We start from the raw sequence: 20,207 nt of genomic DNA on the forward strand, positions 1-20,207 counted from the left end.
TCCATGTTCTCCATGAATCCGACCACTATCGTCGGATTTGGTCAAAATTTGTGCTATATTCCGCGCCCGCGATTTTCCTGCACATTAGAACCGGTCACTGACATGCAAGCAGCCAAACCACTCTACGACTATCCCAAGTACTGGGCCGAATGCTTCGGGCCAGCGCCTTTCCTGCCGATGAGCAGGGAGGAGATGGATCAGCTCGGCTGGGATTCCTGCGACATCATCATCGTGACCGGTGACGCCTACGTCGACCATGCGTCGTTCGGCATGGCCATCATCGGCCGTCTGCTGGAAGCCCAGGGCTTTCGCGTAGGCATCATCGCCCAGCCGAACTGGCAGTCGAAGGACGACTTCATGAAGCTCGGCGAGCCGAACCTGTTCTTCGGCGTCGCGGCGGGCAACATGGACTCGATGATCAACCGCTACACCGCGGACAAGAAGATCCGTTCCGATGACGCCTACACCCCCGGCGGCATGGCCGGCAAGCGTCCGGACCGCGCCAGCCTGGTGTACAGCCAGCGCTGCAAGGAAGCCTACAAGCACGTGCCGATCGTGCTCGGCGGCATCGAGGCCTCGCTGCGCCGCATCGCCCACTACGACTACTGGCAGGACAAGGTCCGCCACTCGATCCTGGTCGATGCCAGCGCCGACATCCTGCTGTACGGCAACGCCGAGCGGGCGATCGTCGAGGTCGCCCAGCGCCTGTCCCAGGGTGAAAGCATCGAGCACATCACCGACGTGCGCGGCACCGCGTTCATTCGCCGCGACACCCCGCAGGGCTGGTTCGAGATCGACTCCACCCGCATCGACCGTCCGGGCCGGGTCGACAAGATCATCAACCCGTATGTGAACACCCAGGACACCCAGGCCTGTGCCATCGAGCAGGCCAAGGGCGAGCAGGAAGACCCGAACGAAGCCAAGGTCGTGCAGATTCTCGACAGCCCGAGCGTCACCCGCGAGAAGTCGGTGATCCGCCTGCCGTCGTTCGAGAAGGTACGCAACGACCCGGTGCTCTACGCCCACGCCAACCGCGTGCTGCACCTGGAGACCAACCCGGGCAACGCCCGCGCCCTGGTACAGAAGCATGGCGACGTGGATGTGTGGTTCAACCCGCCACCCATTCCCATGACCACCGAGGAAATGGACTACGTATTCGGCATGCCGTATGCGCGTATCCCGCACCCGGCCTATGGCAAGGAGCGCATCCCGGCCTACGAGATGATCCGCTTCTCGGTGAACATCATGCGTGGCTGCTTCGGTGGCTGCACCTTCTGCTCGATCACCGAGCACGAAGGCCGGATCATCCAGAACCGCTCCCACGAATCGATCCTGCACGAGATCGAGGAGATGCGTGACAAGGTGCCGGGCTTCACCGGCGTGGTCTCCGACCTCGGCGGCCCGACCGCCAACATGTACCGCATCGCCTGCAAGAGCCATGACATCGAGAAGCACTGCCGCAAGCCGTCGTGCGTGTTCCCGGGCATCTGCGAGAACCTCAACACCGACCACAGCTCGCTGATCGAGCTGTACCGCAAGGCCCGTGCCCTGCCGGGGGTGAAGAAGATCCTGATCGCCTCGGGTCTGCGCTACGACCTGGCGGTCGAGTCGCCGGAATACGTGCGCGAGCTGGTCACCCACCATGTCGGCGGCTACCTGAAGATTGCCCCGGAGCACACCGAGCGTGGTCCGCTGGACAAGATGATGAAGCCGGGCATCGGCACCTACGACCGCTTCAAGCGCATGTTCGAGAAGTTCTCGAAGGAAGCGGGCAAGGAGCAGTACCTGATCCCGTACTTCATCGCCGCGCACCCGGGCACCACCGACGAAGACATGATGAACCTGGCCCTGTGGCTCAAGGGCAACGGCTTCCGCGCCGACCAGGTGCAGGCGTTCTATCCGTCGCCCATGGCCTCGGCCACGGCCATGTACCACTCGGGCAAGAACCCGCTGCGCAAGGTCACCTACAAGAGCGAAGGGGTGGAGATCGTCAAGAGCGAGGAGCAGCGCCGGTTGCACAAGGCATTCCTGCGCTACCACGATCCGAAGGGCTGGCCGATGCTGCGTGAAGCGCTGCAGCGCATGGGCCGCGCCGACCTGATCGGGCCGGGCAAGCACCAGCTGATCCCGCTGCACCAGCCGCAGACCGACAGCTACCAGAGCGCGCGACGCAAGAACTCGACGCCAGCCGGCAGCCACAAGGTGGGCAAGGACCAGAAGATCCTCACCCAGCACACCGGCCTGCCACCGCGCGCCAGCGACGGCAGCAAGCCGTGGGACAAGCGCGAGAAGGCCAAGGCCGAGGCGTTTGCCCGCAACCAGCAGGCGGCCAAGGAGCGTAAAGAGGCAGCCAAGGGCGGCAAGGGCAAGAAGCCGCGTCAGCCAGTCATTCCGCGCTAACGGGTCCATTTTGGGGCTGCTGCGCAGCCCTTTCGCGGCACAAGGCCGCTCCTACAGGGGATCGCATTCACTTGTAGGAGCGGCCTTGTGCCGCGAAGCGGTCCCAGGATTTCAGCCTTCAATCCGGCTGCTTGTCGACCCACTTCGGCAACACTGGCGATTGGAACCGATCCATGCCGTCCAGCAGCTCATCCGGCTGCTGCCCAAGCAACAGCATCGCCCGGTGCTGCGGCCGCACGAAGCCCTCTTCGACGATATGGTCGAGGAACCCGCCCAGCTTTTCATAGAACCCGTTCACATCCAGCAGCCCCAGCGGCTTGGCGTGATAGCCCAGTTGCCCCCAGGTCCACACCTCGAACAGCTCCTCCAGCGTGCCCAGGCCACCCGGCAGGGCGATGAAGGCATCGCTGAGCTCGGCCATGCGCGCCTTGCGCGCGTGCATGCCGTCCACCACTTCCAGGCGGGACAGGCCCTTGTGGCCGATCTCGGCGTTCATCAGGCTTTGCGGAATGATGCCGATGACTTCGCCACCGGCGGCCAGCGCGGCATCGGCGACGGTGCCCATCAGGCCGACCGCGCCACCGCCATAGACCAGCGTCAGGCCGCGGCGAGCGATGGCCTGGCCCAATGCCACGGCAGCTTCGCGATAGGCGGGGTTGGCACCGATGCTGGCGCCGCAGAAGACACAAACGGAACGTACAGGCATTGCTTATCTCCCTTTACATGCGCGCACAGGGTAAGGCGCATGCCTGTCGCTTCCAAGGGGGAGATCACTCGGGGCGGGCGAACTCGCAGATGGCGCCACTGGCTCCGTGGGCGTAGGCGGCGAGCAGGCTGTTCATGAAGCTGGAAAGGGACATTTCATTCAACTCCTAAATGAGAGGTTGTCCCATCGTCTATCAAGAGGGCATGATGTGCACTTTGATTGGTTGTATACAATCCATTGAACAAATCTACTGCCTGGCCACTTGACACCCCTTGACCCACATCAGGTACGGGCGTCCTGTTTTCAGGCAGTCTCGCAATTGATAAAACCCTGCCAAGGAGATTCATGATGTTTGCGAAAGCTGTAGCGGTATCCCTGCTGACCCTCGCCAGCGCCTCTGTCTTTGCCGCCGACTGCAAGGTGACTGTCGACTCGACCGACCAGATGTCGTTCAACACCAAGGAATTCACCATCGACAAGAGCTGCAAGACCGTCGAGATCGAACTGACCCACGGTGGCAGCCTGCCGAAGAACGTCATGGGCCATAACCTGGTCATCAGCAAGACCGCCGACATGCAGGCCATCGCCACCGAAGGCATGTCGCAAGGCCTGGACAAGGACTACATCAAGGCCGACAACGCCGCGATCATCGGCCACACCAAGATGATCGGTGCCGGCGAGAAGGACACCATCAAGCTCGACACCTCGAAGCTGGAAGCCGGTGGCGACTACAGCTTCTTCTGCACCTTCCCGGGCCACATCTCGATGATGAAGGGCAAGGTCGTCGTCAAGTAACGATTGGCTGAGCAGGGGAGGGCTTTGCCCTCCTTTCGCGACACAAGGCCGCTCCCACAGGGAAATGTGATCCCCTGTGGGAGCGGCCTTGTGTCGCGAAAGGGCTGCGTAGCAGCCCCATTGGCCTCAAGGCGCGAACGGCAGCTCGCGCTTGTGCTGGGTCTTGCGGTAGGTGGCGACGATGATGTCGAACGCTGCCTGATCGAGCGGCTGCCCATGCAAGAATGCGTCGATCTGCTGGTAGGTCACGCCGTGTGACGCCTCGTCCGGCTTGCCCGGTTCCAGGTCTTCCAGGTCCGCGGTCGGCACTTTCTCCACGAGTGACTCCGGCGCACCGAAGCTGCGTGCAATCGCCCGTACCTGGTTCTTCACCAGCCCGCTCAGCGGCGCCAGGTCGCAGGCACCATCACCGAACTTGGTAAAGAACCCCATCACCGCCTCGGCGGCGTGGTCGGTGCCGATCACCAGGCCCGCGCGGGCGCCGGCGACGGTGTACTGGGCGACCATGCGCGTGCGCGCCTTGACGTTGCCGACGACGAAGTCCACCAGAGTCGGCGAGCCATTTTTCAGCACCTGAACTTCCGCCGCCAGGGCCTTCACTGCCGGGGCGATGTCGATGGTGTGCACCTCGTCGGCCTTGATCACTTCCAGGCAGGCCTGGGCGTCGTGCTCGTCGTGCTGCACCTGGTACGGCAGGCGCACGGCGATGAAGGTGTAGGCCGGGTCGCCGGTCTCGCTGCGCAGCTCGTTGATGGCGCGCTGGGCGAGCAGGGCGGCGGTCAGCGAGTCGACGCCGCCGCTGATGCCCAGGACCAGGGTCTTGAGCCGGGCATTGGCCAGGCAGTCCTTGATGAAGGCCACGCGCCGGGCGACTTCCCGCTCGAGCGCGGCGGCGTCTGCGAACGGCGGCTGCACCTTGAGCGCCCGGGCAATCTCTTGCTGAACGGCTTGCATGGGTTACTCCTTGCTGGGGACTTTGAATACGTGACGCAGGTAGGCGACGAAGTTTTCGTCGCGGCACTGGGTCTTGGCGGCTTCGTCGGAAATCTTCGCCACCGGCGAGCCGTTGCAGTCGGTCATTTTAAGCACGATGTTCATCGGTGCCACACCGGGGATGTCGCAGGTCAGGTTGGTGCCGATACCGAAGCTGACATTGATGCGCCCGCGCAGGGCCCGGAAGATCTCCAGCGAGCGGGTCAGGTTCAGGCCGTCGGAGAACACCAGGGTCTTGGTCATCGGGTCGATCCCCAGCTTCTGGTAGTGGGCGATGGCTTTCTCGGCCCAGGCCACCGGCTCGCCCGAATCGTGGCGCAGGCCGTCGAACAGCTTGGCGAAGTACAGGTCGAAGTCCCGGAGGAAGGCATCCATGGTGATGCAGTCGGTCAGAGCGATGCCGAGCAGTCCGCGGTACTCACGGACCCAGCAGTCCAGCGCGGCGATCTGGCTGTCGATCAGCCGCGGGCCGAGCTGCTGGTGGGCCATGATCCACTCGTGGGCCATGGTGCCCAGGGGCTTGATATCCAGTTTCCATGCCAGGTCGACATTGCTGGTGCCGACGAAACGGCCCGGGAACTCATCGCGCAACACCCGCACCACCTCTTCCTGCACGCGGCTGGAGAAGCGCCGCCGGGTGCCGAAGTCGGCTACCTGCAGTTCGGCCAGTTCGTCGTCGCTGGCATGGGCGCGCAGCCAGTCGAACTTGCGGTGCAGCTGGTCGCGGGCTTCGGCCAGGCGCATTCGCGGGTGCAGGTGGCGGTTGCGCACCTCGCTGATGATCGCCAGCAACGGCACCTCGAAGAGGATCACGTGCAGCCAGGGGCCGCGCAGGCGCAGGAACAGCTGATCGTTTTCGATGCCGATGCGCACATAGCGCAGGTTGAAGCGGAACAGGCGCAGGAAGCGCAGGAAGTCGGGTTTGAGGAAACTGATGCGCTCGAGGAAGGCCAGTTGGCCGTCATCCAGGGTCAGTTCGCTGAGCAGTTCAAGCTGGTTACGGATTTCGCCCAAGTAGGGCCGCAGGTCCTCGCCGTTGCGGCAGCGAAATTCCCATTCGACATCGGCGTCTGGGTAGTTGTGCAGGACGCCCTGCATCATCGTCAGTTTGTAGAAGTCGGTGTCGAGCAGGTTGTGCACGATGCGCTCGGCGAATGCGCTCTCGCTCATCAGGGGGAAGCTCCAAGGCGGGCAATGGCGACCATTGTGCCAGATCGCGGGGCAGGCCCGCTCCCACGCCGCCGGCGATCTTGCTCTTCGCAGGTAATTTTCCGTGCGCCAGCTAGCCTTCAAACGGTGCCGCCTGTAGCAGTCGCGCACCAGCGGTGTGCAGTTCGGTGACGTCCGCTGTTACAGGTCGGTTGCACGTTAACACTCGCAAGGGTTGCAATGATGGCGCTTGTCGGTTGCTCCTTGTCTAGGCGTGTCGGTGGCGCTCGTTGCGCAGTAGACGGTTGCACGCTCAATAAAGAAAAGGCCGCCGGTCGCCTCTGTTCACCCCCTGCCGTGTGTTTTCCCGGAAGACAAAACCAATGGCACGGCCCTTGCTCGGAGCACAGGGCTGAGAAGTTGTAGTGCCAACCAAAAAAAATACTCTAGGAGCACCACCTCATGTCGCAGACGTTTTACAAGAAGGGTTTCCTGGCACTGGCCGTAGCCACGGCACTGGGTGTTTCTTCGTATGTTCAGGCCGACATCAAGATCGGCGTCGCGGGTCCCATGACCGGGGCCAACGCAGCGTTTGGCGAGCAGTACATGAAAGGTGCGCAGGCAGCGGCCGATGTGATCAACAAAGCCGGTGGCGTGAACGGCGAGAAGATCGTCCTGGTCAAGGGCGATGACGCCTGCGAGCCGAAGCAGGCCGTGGCCGTGGCCAACCGCCTGGTCGACCAGGACAAGGTGGCGGGCGTGGTCGGTCATTTCTGCTCCTCCAACACCATCCCCGCTTCCGAGGTCTACGACGAGGCCGGCGTGATCGCCATCACCCCAGGCTCGACCAACCCGCAGGTGACCGAGCGCGGCCTGTCCGCGATGTTCCGCATGTGCGGCCGTGACGACCAGCAGGGCATCGTCGCCGGCAACTACATCGTCGATGTGCTCAAGGGCAAGAAGGTCGTCGTGCTGCACGACAAGGACACCTACGGCCAAGGCCTGGCCGACGCGACCAAGGCGCAGTTGATCAAGCGCGGCGTCACGCCAGTGCTGTACGAAGGCCTGACCCGTGGCGAGAAGGACTTCAGCGCCGTGGTCACCAAGATCCGCGCCGCCGGTGCCGATGTCGTCTACTTCGGCGGCCTGCACCCCGAGGCCGGCCCGCTGGTACGCCAGCTGCGCGAGCAGGGCCTGAAGGATGTGGCGTTCATGTCCGACGACGGCATCGTCACCGACGAACTGGTGGCCACCGCCGGCGGCGCCCAGTACACCAACGGCGTGTACATGACCTTCGGCGCCGACCCGCGCCTGCTGCCCGACAGCAAGACCGTGGTGGAGGAGTTCCGCAAGAACGGCACCGAGCCTGAGGGCTACACCCTCTACGCCTACGCTTCGGTCCAGGCCCTGGCCGCCGCCTTCAACGGCGCCAAGTCGAACAAGGGCGAGGACGCCGCCAAATGGCTCAAGGCCAACCCGGTCAAGACCGTCATGGGCGAGAAGAAGTGGGACAGCAAGGGCGACCTGACCGTCTCCGACTACGTGGTCTACCAGTGGGATGCCAACGGCAAGTACCACCAGCTGGAAAAACAAAAATAACAATGGCCAACGGCCCGCGTGCGTTTCGCACCGGGCCGTAGCCCCGCGGTACCTGTCATTGTCAGTAGATCTGCACAGTTCTGCGCTGCGAGGGCCGTTGCATCCGGATCCTGCGTGGTCGGCGCTCGTGCAATCTCAATCAGGTGAGATTGCGTTATGGATGGTATTTTCCTGCAGCAACTGGTCAACGGCCTGACCCTCGGGTCGGTCTACGGCCTGATCGCCATCGGCTACACAATGGTCTATGGCATTATCGGCATGATCAACTTCGCGCACGGCGAGGTGTACATGATCTCCGCGTACCTCGCGGCGATCAGCCTGGCATTGCTGGCCTACTTCGGTATCGAGTCGTTTCCGCTGCTGATGCTGGGCACCCTGTTGTTCACCATCGTCGTCACCGGCGTCTATGGCTTCACCATCGAACGCATCGCCTACAAACCCCTGCGCAACTCCACCCGCCTGGCCCCGCTTATCAGCGCCATCGGTATCTCGCTGATCCTGCAGAACTACGCGCAGATCAGCCAGGGCGCCCGCCAGCAAGGCGTGCCGACCCTGCTCGAAGGCGCCATGCGCATCGAGGTCGGTACCGGCTTCGTGCAATTGACCTACACCAAGATCTTCATCCTGGTGGCCGCCTTCGTCGGCATGGCGTTGCTCACCTACGTCATCAAGTACACCAAGCTCGGGCGCATGTGCCGGGCCACGCAGCAGGATCGCAAGATGGCCTCGATCCTGGGCATCAACACCGACCGGGTGATTTCCTACGTATTCGTCATCGGTGCGGTGATGGCCGCGCTGGCCGGCGTGCTGATCACCATGAACTACGGCACCTTTGACTTCTACGCCGGTTTCATCATCGGCATCAAGGCGTTCACCGCCGCGGTGCTCGGCGGCATCGGATCGCTGCCGGGGGCGATGCTCGGCGGCATCATCCTGGGGATCTCCGAGTCGTTGTTCTCCGGCCTGATCAACTCCGACTACAAGGACGTGTTCAGCTTCTCGCTGCTGGTGATGATCCTCATCTTCCGTCCCCAAGGCCTGCTGGGTCGCCCGCTCGTGGCTAAGGTGTGAACATGTCCGCTGCCAATTCTGCCTCTGTTGCCCAAACCAAGGGTTTCGACCTCAAACGCAGCCTGCTGGAGACGATCGTCGCCGGCCTGCTGGCCCTCATCGTCTTCGGTCCGGTCGTCGGCGTGGTGCTCGACGGCTACAGCTTCAACGCCGAGCCGGCCCGCGTGGCCTGGCTGGTCGGCGGCGTGATGATCGGGCGCTTCATCCTCAGCCTGTTCCTGCAGACACCGACCGGCCAGCGCATGCTCCAGGGCTTCGACAGCGGTGGCTCGGGTGTGCATGTGCTGGCGCCGGACTACAAGTCGCGGCTTCGCTACATCATCCCGGCGCTGATCGTCATCGCCATCGTGTTCCCGGTGTTCGCCAACAAGTACCTGCTGACCGTGGTCATCCTCGGCCTGATCTACGTGCTGCTGGGCCTGGGCCTGAACATCGTGGTGGGCCTGGCAGGCCTGCTCGACCTGGGCTACGTGGCGTTCTACGCCATCGGCGCCTACGGCCTGGCCCTTGGCTACCAGTACCTGGGCCTGGGTTTCTGGAGCGTGCTACCGCTGGCGGCGATCGCCGCGGCGCTGGCCGGGTGCATCCTCGGCTTCCCGGTGTTGCGCATGCACGGCGACTACCTGGCCATCGTCACCCTGGGCTTCGGCGAGATCATTCGCCTGGTGCTGAACAACTGGCTGTCCTTCACCGGCGGCCCGAACGGCATGCCGGCGCCGTCGCCGACCTTCCTGGGGCTGGAGTTCGGCCGTCGGGCGAAGGACGGCGGAGTGCCGATCCATGAGTTCTTCGGCTTCGATTACAACCCCAACCTGAAGTTCGTGTTCATCTACGCCGTGCTGTTCCTGGTGGTGCTGGCGGTGCTGTACATCAAGCACCGGCTGACCCGCATGCCGGTCGGGCGCGCCTGGGAGGCCCTGCGCGAGGACGAGATCGCCTGCCGTTCCATGGGCCTGAACCATGTGCTGGTCAAGCTCTCGGCCTTCACCCTGGGCGCCTCCACCGCCGGCCTGGCCGGGGTGTTCTTCGCCACCTACCAAGGCTTCGTCAACCCGTCGTCGTTCACCTTCTTCGAGTCGGCGCTGATCCTGGCCATCGTCGTGCTCGGCGGCATGGGTTCGACCGTGGGCGTGGTGATCGCGGCGTTCGTGCTGACCGTGGCGCCGGAACTGCTGCGCAGCTTCTCCGAGTACAGGGTGCTGCTGTTCGGCGTGCTGATGGTGCTGATGATGATCTGGCGACCGCGGGGGCTGATCCGCATCAGCCGTACCGGCGTGGTCCCGCGTAAAGGAGTGGCGCCATGAGCGACGAAATCATTCTGTCGGTCGACAACCTGATGATGCAGTTCGGCGGCATCAAGGCGCTCAGCGATGTCAGCCTGAAGGTCAAGCGCAATCAGATCTTCGCCCTGATCGGCCCCAACGGCGCTGGCAAGACCACCGTGTTCAACTGCCTCACCGGCTTCTACAAGGCCAGCGGCGGACGTATCGAGCTGAACGTGCGCGGCAGCCACACCAACGTCATCCAGCTGCTCGGCGAGCGCTTCCAGGCGGCGGACTTCGTCTCGCCGGCGCGCTTTGCCAACCGCCTGTACTACAAGATGTTCGGCGGTACTCACCTGGTCAACCGCGCAGGTCTTGCCCGCACCTTCCAGAACATTCGCCTGTTCAAGGAAATGTCGGTGGTGGAAAACCTGCTGGTGGCCCAGCACATGTGGGTCAACCGCAACCTGCTGGCCGGCGTGCTCAACACCCCGGGCTACCGCAAGGCCGAGAGCGACGCGCTGGACCATGCGTTCTACTGGCTGGAGGTGGTCGACCTGGTCGATTGCGCCAATCGCCTGGCTGGCGAGCTGTCATACGGCCAGCAGCGGCGCCTGGAGATCGCCCGGGCCATGTGCACGCGGCCGAAGATCATCTGCCTGGACGAGCCGGCCGCCGGCCTCAACCCGCAGGAGACCGAGGCCCTGAGCCGCATGATCCGCGTGCTGCGCGACGAGCACGACATCACCGTGGTGCTGATCGAGCACGACATGGGAATGGTGATGAGCATCTCCGACCATATCGTCGTGCTCGATCACGGCAACGTGATCGCCGAGGGCACGCCGCAGGACATCCGCCACAACCCGACGGTGATCGCCGCCTACCTGGGTGCAGACGAAGAGGAGCTGATATGAGTGCGCCCATTCTCGAGTTGAAGGACCTGGATGTGTTCTACGGGCCGATCCAGGCCCTGAAGAAAGTCTCGATGCACATCAACGAAGGCGAGACGGTGAGCCTGATCGGCGCCAACGGTGCGGGCAAGTCGACACTGCTGATGTCGATCTTCGGTCAGCCGCGGGCGGCCTCCGGGCAGATCGTCTATCGCGGCACCGACATCACCCGCAAGTCGTCTCACTACATTGCCTCCAACGGCATCGCCCAGTCTCCAGAAGGGCGCCGGGTGTTCCCCGACATGACCGTCGAGGAGAACCTGATGATGGGTACCATTCCGATTGGCGACAAACATGCCGGTGAGGACATGCAGCGCATGTTCGAGCTGTTCCCACGGCTCAAGGAACGGCGCAACCAGCGCGCCATGACCATGTCCGGTGGCGAGCAGCAGATGCTCGCCATCGCCCGGGCGCTGATGAGCCGGCCCAAGCTGCTGCTGCTCGACGAGCCATCGCTGGGGCTGGCACCGATCGTGGTCAAGCAGATCTTCTCCACCTTGCGCGAGCTGGCGCAGACCGGCATGACCATCTTCCTCGTGGAGCAGAACGCCAACCATGCGCTGAAGCTGTCGGACCGGGCCTATGTGATGGTCAACGGGCAGATCCGCATGACCGGGACCGGGCAGGAGCTGTTGGTCAACGAGGAGGTGCGTAACGCCTATCTGGGCGGGCACTGAGGATTTAGCATGCTCTTTGTAGGAGCGGCCTCGTGTCGCGAAAGGGCCGCGAAGCGGCCCCGGCGATTTTGCATGGTGTTGAGATCCTGGGGCCGCTTCGCAGCCCTTTCGCGACACGAGGCCGCTCCTACAGGGGGTATTGCCGCGCGATGCGTTTTATGTCAAACGGCGGATGTGGACAACTTGTCGCATATCTTTCTTGAAGCGCTCCACAAGTCCACTGCAACCCCTTGTTTCCACAAGTGGAAAACTTTCCACGGATTATGTGGAACCGCCTGTGGAAAACATGGTGGCACCTCGCTCCAGCCCAGATAAATCAGTGTGTGCGAGCATTTGGTCGTTTTTTGACCAAGTGCTACTTGTGCATGATTTTGCATGTGTTTTGCGCAGCCAATGGATCCGCCTACAGCGTGGGGCTTTCTGTGGATAACTCTGTGGGAAAACCTTGGACAGACCGCCAGAGGCGGCATGGTTGAAAGCGTTGCGCCATCATCCAAGGATGTCCACAACGCGCAGAGGTTCCCTTGACCCGTCGAGTTGCCCCCAATCCATGGGGAAAGCCTTGTGGATAAGATGCGCATAGCCCGGTGCAACCCTTCTACCACGGGCATCAGCGGGGTTAGTACGTTTTTTGATCAGTGGCGATGACAGTTGTGGTCAAGCCTTGCGCCGGGCATGCTGCGAGGCCTGTCGACGACAATCCAACGCTAAGGAGAAGAGCATGACATCCACCGTATTCATCACTGGCGCGACGTCCGGTTTTGGCGAGGCCACCGCCCGCCGTTTCGCCGACGCCGGCTGGAAGCTGGTGCTCACTGGTCGGCGCAAGGAGCGCCTGGATGCGTTGTGCCAGGAACTGTCGGCCAAGACCGAGGTGCACGGCCTGGTGGTCGACGTGCGTGACCGTCAGGCAATGGAAGCCGCCATCGCCAGTCTGCCGCCGAGCTTCGACAAACTGCAGGGCCTGGTCAACAACGCCGGATTGGCGCTGGGTGTGGACGCCGCGCAGAACTGCAGCCTGGACGACTGGGAAACCATGGTCGATACCAACATCAAGGGGCTGATGTACACCACTCGCCTGCTGTTGCCTCGGCTGATCGCCCATGGCCGTGGCGCGTCGATCCTCAACGTCGGTTCGGTGGCGGGCAACTACCCGTATCCGGGCGCTAACGTGTATGGCGGCACCAAGGCCTTTGTCGGTCAGTTTTCCCTGAGCCTGCGCTGCGACCTGCGAGGGACGGGCGTGCGGGTGAGCAATATCGAGCCGGGGCTGTGCGAGAGCGAGTTCTCGCTGGTGCGCTTCGGCGGTGATCAGGCCAAGTATGACGCCACCTATGCCGGCGCCGAGCCGATCCAGCCGCAGGACATTGCCGAAACCATCTTCTGGATTCTCAACCAGCCGGCGCATATCAACATCAACAGCCTTGAGTTGATGCCGGTGAGCCAGGACTGGGCGGGGTTCTCGATTGATCGGTCGGCCAAGGGCTGATCCGAGGGCGTCTGTACCGGCACGCCCGCCCTTGTAGGAGCGGCCTTGCGTCGCGAAAGGGCTGCGCAGCAGCCCCAGGATTACAGCGCAAACACACACATTGCTGGGGCTGCTTTGCAGCCCTTTCGCGACACAAGGCCGCTCCTACATGGAGATTACTTCAGGCCAGGCGCTGCAAGCCTTCGAGGCAGGTAGCCAGGTGGTAAGGGGTAGTCGACGGCATGTCATGGCGGCTCACCGCCCCCGCGCCATCACGGCACTCATGCCAGCCACCGTCATGCAGGAATCGCGACTCCAGCGCCTGTAGCTGCGCCAGCAACCTCGCCTCGCTTCCTGGCCGCAAGGCCAGTGCCCGCAGGTACTCGGCCTGGGCCCAGATCCGTTGGGTCGCATCGATGACCTTGCCGTCCACATCGAGCATCGCCAGCACCGCCGAATCCTTCACTCCGTACCGCTCGGCAAAGTCGAAGGCTCGTTCGATGGAGGCGTGCAATGCTGTGTCGCGCAACAGTGGCGAGGTATCCAGCAGGTAGAACCATTCGAACTGGTGGCCTGGCTCGAACCAGTTATCCACAGCCCCGCGCGGTTTCTCCAGCATCAGGCCTTGGCTCGGTTCGATGAACTGCGCCTGCAACGCTTCGCACAGCTGCAGCAGCGACTGGCGAACCTCGTCGTCCTCGCGCACGGCCAGCACCTGGAGGAAGGCCTCGGCCAGGTGCATCTGCGGGTTTTGCAATGGGCCGCTGCCCAGGTCCGACCAGTCTTCACCGAGGCTGGCCTCGTACAGGCCATCGTCGCGGGCGAACTGCTCGGCAACGACTTCGAGGGCGCCGTTGAGCGTGGCCTCGACCAGGCCTTCGCCGACCTTGCCCCAGTAATGGGCGCAGGCGAACACGATGAAGGCGTGGGTGTAGAGGTCCTTGCGCCGATCCAGCGGTTTGCCCTGGGCGTCGATGCTGTAGAACCAGCCACCGTGCTCGGCGTCGTGGAAGTGCTTCTGCAGCGAACGGAACAGCGCGGCGGCGCGTTCGGCGGCGCCCGGTTGCCCGATGCGGCTGCTGAACAGGTACAGCTGGCGGGCGCAGGCCATGGCCCGGTAGCGCTGCACCGGCAGTGGCCGGTGCTGGGTGTCCAGGGCTTCGTACGGCAGGGCCATGTCGGCGTTCCAGCCAGGGCCCTGCCACAGCGGCACGATGCGCTCGGCGAAGTGCTGTTGGAAACGGGTCAATGCGGGGCGGGGGTCAGACATGGTCGCGCTCGTGACGGTCGGGCAGGGCGCCATGGTAGCAGAAGTGGCAAGTGCTTCGTGTGCGCGGGCCGTTCTGGGCGAAGGCGTCAGCCAGGATTACCCAGTCCCTGCCAATGCCGCGCGCCGACGAAGATGAAGCGCAACTGTTGGGTGATCTTTTCCTGTGGCGTCAGCGCCTGTGAATGACCCGGCTCGGGACTGTCGATCAGCTCGGGCAGGGTGGCGAACACGGTCTTGACCACCAGGTCGGCCATCACCGCCAGGGCGGCGTCGTCCAGGTGTTGCCAGCGCGGCATGCGCGCCAGGTCCGTGGCCAGGTCGTTGCTGATGTCCTGGCGCAGGCGGGCGATGGCCTGGCGCACCGGCTGCGAGCCGCCGTATTGCTCGCGGGCGAGGAACAGGAACTGCGCCCGATGGGCGATGACCACGTCGAGGAAGATGCGCACCGAGGCGTCGGTGATGCCGCCCAGTTCGAATTCGTTGTGGCGCACCAGGCGGATGGTCTGGCGGAAAGTGGTGTCCACTTCGGCAACCAGGGCCAGGCCCAGGGCATCCATGTCGGGAAAGTGGCGGTAGAAGCCCGTGGGCACGATACCCGCGGCCTTGGCCACCTCGCGCAGGCTAATGCTGCCGAAGCCACGGCCGCTCTCCATGAGCAGGCAGGCGGCGTCCAGCAGGGCCTGGCGGGTTTGTAACTTCTGTTCGGCGCGCGGCAGCATGGGGCAGGATTCTATGACTGTACGACTGGGCATTCTGGATAAAAAAACAAAGCCCGGTCAATGGACCGGGCTTGGAGGGTAGCAGGCGCAGTGGGGCGGGTTGTTGTTCTCGGCCATGGCGATCAGCTCACACGGCTGAGTTCGACCAGACGATCCGAGCCACCCTCGGCGACACGGTTGTTGCGTTCGTTGAGGCGATCGGCGCCACCTTCAGCGACACGGTCGTTGCGTTGGATCAGACGATCCGAGCCTCCTTCGGCAACGCGGTCGTTGCGTTGGATCAGACGATCCGAGCCACCTTCGGCAACGCGGTCGTTGCGTTGGATCAGACGATCCGAGCCACCTTCGGCAACGCGGTCGTTGCGTTCGATCAGGCGATCCGAGCCACCTTCGGCAACGCGGTCGTTGCGTTCGATCAGGCGATCCGAGCCACCTTCGGCGACGCGGTTGTTACGTTCGAGCAGACGCTCGGAACCGCCTTCGGCCACACGGCCTGCGCGTTCCTGCAGGCGCTCGGCGCCCCCTTCTGCCAGAGTGTTCAGCGGTTGGCTGACGGTGGCGGCGCTGGAGCGCGATTCGGCGCTCAGGTGCTGGTCTTCGGCTGGCAGGGCGAAGGCGTTGGCGGCAAGTACGGACAGGGTCAGGCTCAGCAGCAGATGGCGTTTCATGGTTCGGTGCTCCTCGGGGGGGGCTGGAAAGTGGGTACGAAGCCAATGCTACGCCTGGTAACTCCAGAGAAAAGTTCATCAGGATAATGGTAACAATCGACGGGATTGATACTGTGCGTGGAGGGCTCTGGATCAATGTTTTCAGGTGTTCCGCAAGCGCTGAGGCACGCTTGAGCCCCGGTAACACTGCCGCTGTCCATGGACAAAAAGCTGAGAAAATCGTCAGGAAAATCCTGGTTATCATGGCGCACGGATTAAACCCGGCGGTTTTTCATCAGTCCGACATAATGAGTGCCATGCAGTCAGGAGAACCATGCAATGACGCGCCCTGCCAGAATCCTCATCTGGACCTTCGCCACCCTCGCCACCCTGCTGGCGATCCTGGTGGTGGTGATCGCCACTTTCGACTGGAACCGCGTCAAGCCGCTGCTCAACGAGAAAGTCTCCGAAGCCCTGCACCGGCCCTTCGCGATCAACGGCAACCTCGCCGTGCACTGGCGCACCGAACCCGAGGAAGGCGGCTGGCGCGCTTTCGTGCCCTGGCCGCACTTCAGCGCCGAGGACCTCACCCTGGGCAACCCCGACTGGCTCAAGGCGCCGCGCATGGTCGCCCTGGAGCGCGTGGACTTTCGCCTGGCGCCGTTGCCGCTGATCGTCCAGCGCATCAGCATCCCGCGCATCGACCTGGTCAAGCCCAGCGCCAGCCTTACCCGGCTGGCCGATGGCCGGGCCAACTGGGTGTTCGATTTCGGGCCCGAGGACGAGAACGAGGCACCGTCGAAGTGGGAGCTGGACATCGGCGCCATCGGCTTCGACCAGGGCAATGTCAGCTTCGACGACCAGACGCTGAAGACCAGCATGAAGGTGCAGGTCGATCCGCTGGGCAAGCCGATCCCGTTCAGCGACATCGTCGGCAAGGCCCGCGCCGAGAAGGCCGGCAATGCCCAGGACTACGCCTTCGGTTTCAAGGCCCAGGGCCGCTACAAGGGCCTGGCGGTGGCCGGCACCGGCAAGATCGGCGGCCTGCTGGCGCTGCAGGACGCCAGCCAGCCGTTTCCGCTACAGGCCGACGTGCGTATCGGCGACACCCGGGTCGCATTGGCCGGGACCCTGACCGACCCGCGCAACCTCGGCGCCCTCGACCTGCGCCTGAAGCTGTCCGGCAGCAGCCTGGGCAACCTCTACCCGCTGACCGGCGTGACCTTGCCCGATACGCCGCCGTACGCCACCGATGGTCATCTGACCGCCAACCTGCACGCCGCCGGCGGCGCGCAGTTCCGTTACGAGGGCTTCAACGGCAAGATCGGCGACAGCGACATTCACGGCGACCTGGCCTTTGTCGCCAGCCAGCCCCGGCCGAAGCTCTCCGGCAACCTGGTGTCCAACCAGCTGCTGTTCAAGGACCTTGCGCCGCTGATCGGCGCCGATTCCAACAGCGAGCAGAAGGCCCGCGGCGGCGCCAGCAAGCAGCCGGCCGGCAAGGTGCTGCCGGTCGAAGAGTTCCGCACCGAGCGTTGGCGGGCCATGGACGCCGACGTGACCTTCGCCGGCAAGCGTATCGTGCACAGCGAGAAGCTGCCGTTCAACGACCTGTCCGCCCATGTGATCCTCGAGGACGGCCTGCTGCGCTTGGAGCCGCTGCGCTTCGGCGTGGCCGGCGGCAACCTCGATTCCAACATCCGCCTGGACGGACGCAGCGCGCCATTGCAGGGCCGCGCCCGGCTGACCGCGCGTGGCTTCAAGCTCAAGCAGCTGTTCCCCAGCTTCGCGCCGATGCAGACCAGCTTCGGCGAACTCAATGGCGATGCCGATATCAGTGGCCGGGGCAACTCGGTGGCGGCTCTGCTGGGCACTTCCAACGGGGATCTGCGCCTGCTGATCAACGATGGCGCGATCAGCCGCAGCCTGATGGAAATCGCCGGGCTCAATGTCGGCAACTACGTGATCGGCAAGCTGTTCGGCGATGAAGATGTGAAGATCAACTGCGCCGCGGCGGATGTCGGGATCAAGAATGGCCTGGCCACCACCCGGTTGTTCGTCTTCGACACCGAGAACGCGATCATCTACATCAACGGCACGGCCAACTTCGCCAGCGAGCAGCTGGATCTGAAGATCACCCCCGAGTCCAAGGGCTTGCGTCTGTTCTCGCTGCGTTCACCGTTGTATGTGCGCGGACCGTTCGCCAAGCCAAGTGCCGGCGTGCAGGCGGTGCCGCTGGCTTTGCGTGGCGCGGGGATGGTGGCGCTGGGCGTGGTGGCCGGTCCGGCGGCGGGGCTGTTGGCGCTGATCGCGCCGAGCAGCGGGGATGAGCCGAACCAGTGCACGCCGTTGTTGCAGCAGATGCGCGCCGGCAAGGCGCCGGCTGCAGTGAAGAGCAAGAAATAGGGCCGCTTTGCGGCCCGTTCGCGGCACAAGGCCGCTCCTACAAAGGTTACGCAATCCCTTGTAGGAGCGGCCTTGTGCCGCGAACGGGCTGCAACGCAGCCCCTTGCAATTACAGCCCCTGCAACAGGTCCGACATATCGTCCGCGTGCTCTTCCTCCTGCGCCAGGATGTCCTCGAAGATGCGCCGGGTGGTCGGATCCTTGTCGCCGATGTACTGGATGATCTCGCGGTAGCTGTCGATGGCGATGCGCTCGGCCACCAGGTCCTCCAGCACCATCTCCTTCAACGAACTGCCCGCCACGTACTGGGCGTGGGAATTCTTCGTCAGGTTGTCCGGATTGAAGTCCGGTTCGCCGCCCAACTGCACGATGCGCTCGGCCAGCGTGTCGGCATGCTCGGCTTCCTGGTTGGCGTGCTCGAGGAACTCCGCGGCGGCGACGCTGGCCTTGATGCCGCTGGCCATGAAGTAGTGGCGCTTGTAGCGCAGGACGCAGACCAGCTCGGTGGCCAGCGACTCGTTGAGCAGGCGCAGGATCTTCTCGCGGTCGGCGTGGTAACCCTCGGTCACCGCGCCTTGCTCGACATGCTTGCGAGCGCGGGCGCGCAGGGTCTTCACATCGGTCAGTTCAACGCTCATGTTCATCTCCGTAGGCATCAGGTGGGGTCAGGCGCCGTGCACGGCGTCGCTGTCTTGCTGGCGCTGCTTGCAGGTCTTGAAGCCCTTGGCGTCGACATGACCGGTGGCGTCGAAGCGCACGTAGTAGGGCTGCTGGTGGCCATCGCGGTTGAGGATGTAGTCGTTGCAGGTGCCGCCGTGGGGCAGGTCGATGATGTTCGACGGGCTGCCGCCGATGGCGATGACCTTCTGCATGGTCATGCCGTGCTCGACCTGCTTGACCAGCGGTTCGTCGCGGTAGGTGACGTAGTCCACCGGGTTTTCCGGGCGGCTGCCGCAGGCGGCGAGGGTGGCGCTTGCCAGAAGGATGGCCAGGGTTCGCTTGTACATGGTCCCGCTCCTTGCTCAGGGTCTGTTCTGCTTGGAACCGCGCGGCGCGCCGGGAGTTCGATTGCGCTTGTCTCCGGTCGCGCTGTAGGGTGGGCCGGTCTGTTCACGGATGAGGGCAAGGGTGATGAGTCAGGAGCTGGCCACGCGTTATCCACTGGTGCTGGTGCCGGGCATGCTCGGGTTCGTGCGGGCGCTGGTGTATCCCTACTGGTTCGGCATTGTTCCGGCATTGCGCCGGGGCGGCGCGCAGGTGTTCCCGGTGCAGGTGTCGCCGCTGCATTCCAGCGAAGTGCGGGGCGAGCAGTTGCTGGGCATCATCGAGGACATCTGCCAGCGCACAGGGGCCGACAAGGTCAACCTGATCGGCCACAGCCAGGGCGCCCTCAGTGCCCGCTATGCGGCGGCGAAGCGGCCTGATCGGGTGGCTTCGGTGACGTCGGTGGCCGGCCCCAACCATGGTTCGGAACTGGCCGACCACCTCGAGCGCACGGCACCGGGCGACTCGGCCCGGGGGCGCATCCTCAAGGCCGTGTTGCATGGCTTCGCTGTGGTGCTGGGTTGGCTGGAGACCGGCTGGCGCCGCGATCCGCTGCCGATCGACGTGCACGCCTCGCACCAGTCGCTGACCAGTGCCGGGGTGGCGCTGTTCAACCAGGCTTATCCACAGGGGCTGCCCGAGGTCTGGGGGGGGGAGGGGGCGCCGGAAGTGAACGGGGTGCGCTATTACTCATGGTCCGGAACCCTGCAGCCTGGGCGTACCGACCAGGGCTTGAACCGTTTTGACGGCAGCAACTACTTCTGCCGCTTGTTTGCCCGCAGCTTCGTCAGGGAGAAGGGGCAGTGCGATGGCATGGTCGGGCGCTTCAGTTCGCACCTGGGGCAGGTGATCGGTGACGACTATCCGTTCGATCATCTGGATATCGTCAACCAGTCGCTGGGCGCGGTGGGCAAGGGTGCCGAGCCGGTGAGGCTGTTCACCGAGCATGCCGCGCGGCTCAAGGCTGTTGGGTTGTGACGAACCCGGGGGCTGCTTTGCAGCCCTTTCGCGGCACAAGGCCGCTCCTACAGACGAACGCAATACACCCACTC

General features: G+C 63.9%; 18 protein-coding genes. 10 read left to right on the forward strand and 8 right to left on the reverse strand.

Features of this window, described 5'->3' with window-relative positions:
* The first annotated feature begins 102 nt into the window (after window positions 1-102).
* On the forward strand, window positions 103-2,400 hold the full coding sequence (locus tag V0R62_RS25680; RefSeq protein ID WP_186714254.1) for a YgiQ family radical SAM protein: 2,298 nt from the start codon (window positions 103-105) through the stop codon (window positions 2,398-2,400).
* A gap of 118 nt (window positions 2,401-2,518) precedes the next feature.
* On the opposite strand, the gene V0R62_RS25685 is transcribed toward V0R62_RS25680, so the two are convergent.
* Complete coding sequence (locus tag V0R62_RS25685; protein WP_330105692.1) at window positions 2,519-3,106, reverse strand: LOG family protein; 588 nt, start codon at window positions 3,104-3,106, stop codon at window positions 2,519-2,521.
* Window positions 3,107-3,454: 348 nt separating this feature from the next.
* Between V0R62_RS25685 and azu the strand changes: the two genes are divergently transcribed.
* On the forward strand, window positions 3,455-3,901 hold the full coding sequence (gene azu / locus V0R62_RS25690) for an azurin (protein ID WP_050707129.1): 447 nt from the start codon (window positions 3,455-3,457) through the stop codon (window positions 3,899-3,901).
* A gap of 126 nt (window positions 3,902-4,027) precedes the next feature.
* Here the strand turns inward: azu and nadE are convergent, their stop codons facing one another.
* Together nadE and pncB are read right to left on the reverse strand one after the other, a co-directional pair.
* A complete protein-coding gene (gene nadE, locus V0R62_RS25695) occupies window positions 4,028-4,855 on the reverse strand; it encodes an ammonia-dependent NAD(+) synthetase (RefSeq protein WP_330105693.1) in 828 nt (275 codons plus the stop codon).
* Window positions 4,856-4,858: 3 nt separating this feature from the next.
* Window positions 4,859-6,064, reverse strand: coding sequence for a nicotinate phosphoribosyltransferase (pncB, locus tag V0R62_RS25700; protein WP_330105694.1), 1,206 nt, complete (start codon window positions 6,062-6,064; stop codon window positions 4,859-4,861).
* A 441-nt stretch (window positions 6,065-6,505) separates the two neighbouring features.
* On the opposite strand from pncB, the gene V0R62_RS25705 reads away from it, so the two are divergent.
* The 6 genes from V0R62_RS25705 to V0R62_RS25730 all read left to right on the forward strand — a co-directional run bounded on the left by V0R62_RS25705 (window position 6,506) and on the right by V0R62_RS25730 (window position 13,091).
* Window positions 6,506-7,642: a branched-chain amino acid ABC transporter substrate-binding protein gene (locus V0R62_RS25705; RefSeq protein ID WP_110734931.1), complete on the forward strand. Its 1,137-nt coding sequence runs from the start codon at window positions 6,506-6,508 to the stop codon at window positions 7,640-7,642.
* 156 nt (window positions 7,643-7,798) lie between these two features.
* Window positions 7,799-8,713, forward strand: a complete 915-nt coding sequence (locus V0R62_RS25710) for an ABC transporter permease subunit (protein WP_028688242.1) — start codon at window positions 7,799-7,801, stop codon at window positions 8,711-8,713.
* Window positions 8,714-8,715: 2 nt separating this feature from the next.
* Window positions 8,716-10,017 carry a high-affinity branched-chain amino acid ABC transporter permease LivM gene (gene livM / locus V0R62_RS25715; protein WP_050707125.1) on the forward strand — a complete coding sequence of 434 codons (1,302 nt, stop codon included), beginning with the start codon at window positions 8,716-8,718 and terminating at the stop codon, window positions 10,015-10,017.
* Window positions 10,014-10,889, forward strand: a complete 876-nt coding sequence (locus V0R62_RS25720; RefSeq protein WP_050707124.1) for an ATP-binding cassette domain-containing protein — start codon at window positions 10,014-10,016, stop codon at window positions 10,887-10,889. Before livM ends, V0R62_RS25720 begins: the two co-directional genes overlap by 4 nt.
* The gene (locus V0R62_RS25725; RefSeq protein WP_028688239.1) at window positions 10,886-11,602 is read left to right on the forward strand and encodes an ABC transporter ATP-binding protein; all 717 of its coding nucleotides are present in this window, start codon (window positions 10,886-10,888) and stop codon (window positions 11,600-11,602) included. The genes V0R62_RS25720 and V0R62_RS25725 overlap by 4 nt, the downstream gene beginning before the upstream one ends.
* 721 nt (window positions 11,603-12,323) lie before the next feature.
* Window positions 12,324-13,091, forward strand: coding sequence for an SDR family oxidoreductase (locus tag V0R62_RS25730; RefSeq protein WP_023629361.1), 768 nt, complete (start codon window positions 12,324-12,326; stop codon window positions 13,089-13,091).
* Window positions 13,092-13,251: 160 nt separating this feature from the next.
* On the opposite strand, the gene V0R62_RS25735 is transcribed toward V0R62_RS25730, so the two are convergent.
* From V0R62_RS25735 to V0R62_RS25745, 3 genes are all read right to left on the reverse strand, one after another.
* On the reverse strand, window positions 13,252-14,340 hold the full coding sequence (locus V0R62_RS25735) for an AGE family epimerase/isomerase (protein ID WP_330105695.1): 1,089 nt from the start codon (window positions 14,338-14,340) through the stop codon (window positions 13,252-13,254).
* An 86-nt stretch (window positions 14,341-14,426) separates the two neighbouring features.
* Window positions 14,427-15,059, reverse strand: a complete 633-nt coding sequence (locus V0R62_RS25740; RefSeq protein ID WP_330105696.1) for a TetR family transcriptional regulator — start codon at window positions 15,057-15,059, stop codon at window positions 14,427-14,429.
* Between the two features lie 122 nt (window positions 15,060-15,181).
* Entirely contained in the window at window positions 15,182-15,727 is a 546-nt protein-coding gene (locus tag V0R62_RS25745; protein WP_330105697.1) for a phage infection protein, read from the reverse strand.
* A 318-nt stretch (window positions 15,728-16,045) separates the two neighbouring features.
* Between V0R62_RS25745 and V0R62_RS25750 the strand changes: the two genes are divergently transcribed.
* Window positions 16,046-18,112, forward strand: a complete 2,067-nt coding sequence (locus V0R62_RS25750; protein ID WP_330105698.1) for an AsmA family protein — start codon at window positions 16,046-16,048, stop codon at window positions 18,110-18,112.
* 109 nt (window positions 18,113-18,221) lie between these two features.
* Here V0R62_RS25750 and V0R62_RS25755 read toward each other — a convergent pair whose 3' ends face one another.
* On the reverse strand, window positions 18,222-18,749 hold the full coding sequence (locus tag V0R62_RS25755; RefSeq protein ID WP_330105699.1) for a ferritin-like domain-containing protein: 528 nt from the start codon (window positions 18,747-18,749) through the stop codon (window positions 18,222-18,224).
* Window positions 18,750-18,776: 27 nt separating this feature from the next.
* Window positions 18,777-19,118: an osmotically-inducible lipoprotein OsmE gene (osmE, locus tag V0R62_RS25760; RefSeq protein ID WP_330105700.1), complete on the reverse strand. Its 342-nt coding sequence runs from the start codon at window positions 19,116-19,118 to the stop codon at window positions 18,777-18,779.
* A 124-nt stretch (window positions 19,119-19,242) separates the two neighbouring features.
* Between osmE and V0R62_RS25765 the strand changes: the two genes are divergently transcribed.
* Window positions 19,243-20,133: a lipase family alpha/beta hydrolase gene (locus V0R62_RS25765; RefSeq protein WP_330105701.1), complete on the forward strand. Its 891-nt coding sequence runs from the start codon at window positions 19,243-19,245 to the stop codon at window positions 20,131-20,133.
* Window positions 20,134-20,207: the final 74 nt, after the last annotated feature.

Source organism: Pseudomonas carassii, assembly GCF_036324045.1.
Classification (GTDB): domain Bacteria; phylum Pseudomonadota; class Gammaproteobacteria; order Pseudomonadales; family Pseudomonadaceae; genus Aquipseudomonas; species Aquipseudomonas peradeniyensis.

What these genes read in the sequence shown, in the direction of transcription:
- V0R62_RS25680 (WP_186714254.1), top strand. Translation starts at nt 103, where the DNA reads ATGCAAGCAGCCAAACCACTCTACGACTATCCCAAGTACTGGGCCGAA.
- V0R62_RS25685 (WP_330105692.1), bottom strand. Translation starts at nt 3,106, where the DNA reads ATGCCTGTACGTTCCGTTTGTGTCTTCTGCGGCGCCAGCATCGGTGCC.
- azu (WP_050707129.1), top strand. Translation starts at nt 3,455, where the DNA reads ATGTTTGCGAAAGCTGTAGCGGTATCCCTGCTGACCCTCGCCAGCGCC.
- nadE (WP_330105693.1), bottom strand. Translation starts at nt 4,855, where the DNA reads ATGCAAGCCGTTCAGCAAGAGATTGCCCGGGCGCTCAAGGTGCAGCCG.
- pncB (WP_330105694.1), bottom strand. Translation starts at nt 6,064, where the DNA reads ATGAGCGAGAGCGCATTCGCCGAGCGCATCGTGCACAACCTGCTCGAC.
- V0R62_RS25705 (WP_110734931.1), top strand. Translation starts at nt 6,506, where the DNA reads ATGTCGCAGACGTTTTACAAGAAGGGTTTCCTGGCACTGGCCGTAGCC.
- V0R62_RS25710 (WP_028688242.1), top strand. Translation starts at nt 7,799, where the DNA reads ATGGATGGTATTTTCCTGCAGCAACTGGTCAACGGCCTGACCCTCGGG.
- livM (WP_050707125.1), top strand. Translation starts at nt 8,716, where the DNA reads ATGTCCGCTGCCAATTCTGCCTCTGTTGCCCAAACCAAGGGTTTCGAC.
- V0R62_RS25720 (WP_050707124.1), top strand. Translation starts at nt 10,014, where the DNA reads ATGAGCGACGAAATCATTCTGTCGGTCGACAACCTGATGATGCAGTTC.
- V0R62_RS25725 (WP_028688239.1), top strand. Translation starts at nt 10,886, where the DNA reads ATGAGTGCGCCCATTCTCGAGTTGAAGGACCTGGATGTGTTCTACGGG.
- V0R62_RS25730 (WP_023629361.1), top strand. Translation starts at nt 12,324, where the DNA reads ATGACATCCACCGTATTCATCACTGGCGCGACGTCCGGTTTTGGCGAG.
- V0R62_RS25735 (WP_330105695.1), bottom strand. Translation starts at nt 14,340, where the DNA reads ATGTCTGACCCCCGCCCCGCATTGACCCGTTTCCAACAGCACTTCGCC.
- V0R62_RS25740 (WP_330105696.1), bottom strand. Translation starts at nt 15,059, where the DNA reads ATGCTGCCGCGCGCCGAACAGAAGTTACAAACCCGCCAGGCCCTGCTG.
- V0R62_RS25745 (WP_330105697.1), bottom strand. Translation starts at nt 15,727, where the DNA reads ATGAAACGCCATCTGCTGCTGAGCCTGACCCTGTCCGTACTTGCCGCC.
- V0R62_RS25750 (WP_330105698.1), top strand. Translation starts at nt 16,046, where the DNA reads ATGACGCGCCCTGCCAGAATCCTCATCTGGACCTTCGCCACCCTCGCC.
- V0R62_RS25755 (WP_330105699.1), bottom strand. Translation starts at nt 18,749, where the DNA reads ATGAGCGTTGAACTGACCGATGTGAAGACCCTGCGCGCCCGCGCTCGC.
- osmE (WP_330105700.1), bottom strand. Translation starts at nt 19,118, where the DNA reads ATGTACAAGCGAACCCTGGCCATCCTTCTGGCAAGCGCCACCCTCGCC.
- V0R62_RS25765 (WP_330105701.1), top strand. Translation starts at nt 19,243, where the DNA reads ATGAGTCAGGAGCTGGCCACGCGTTATCCACTGGTGCTGGTGCCGGGC.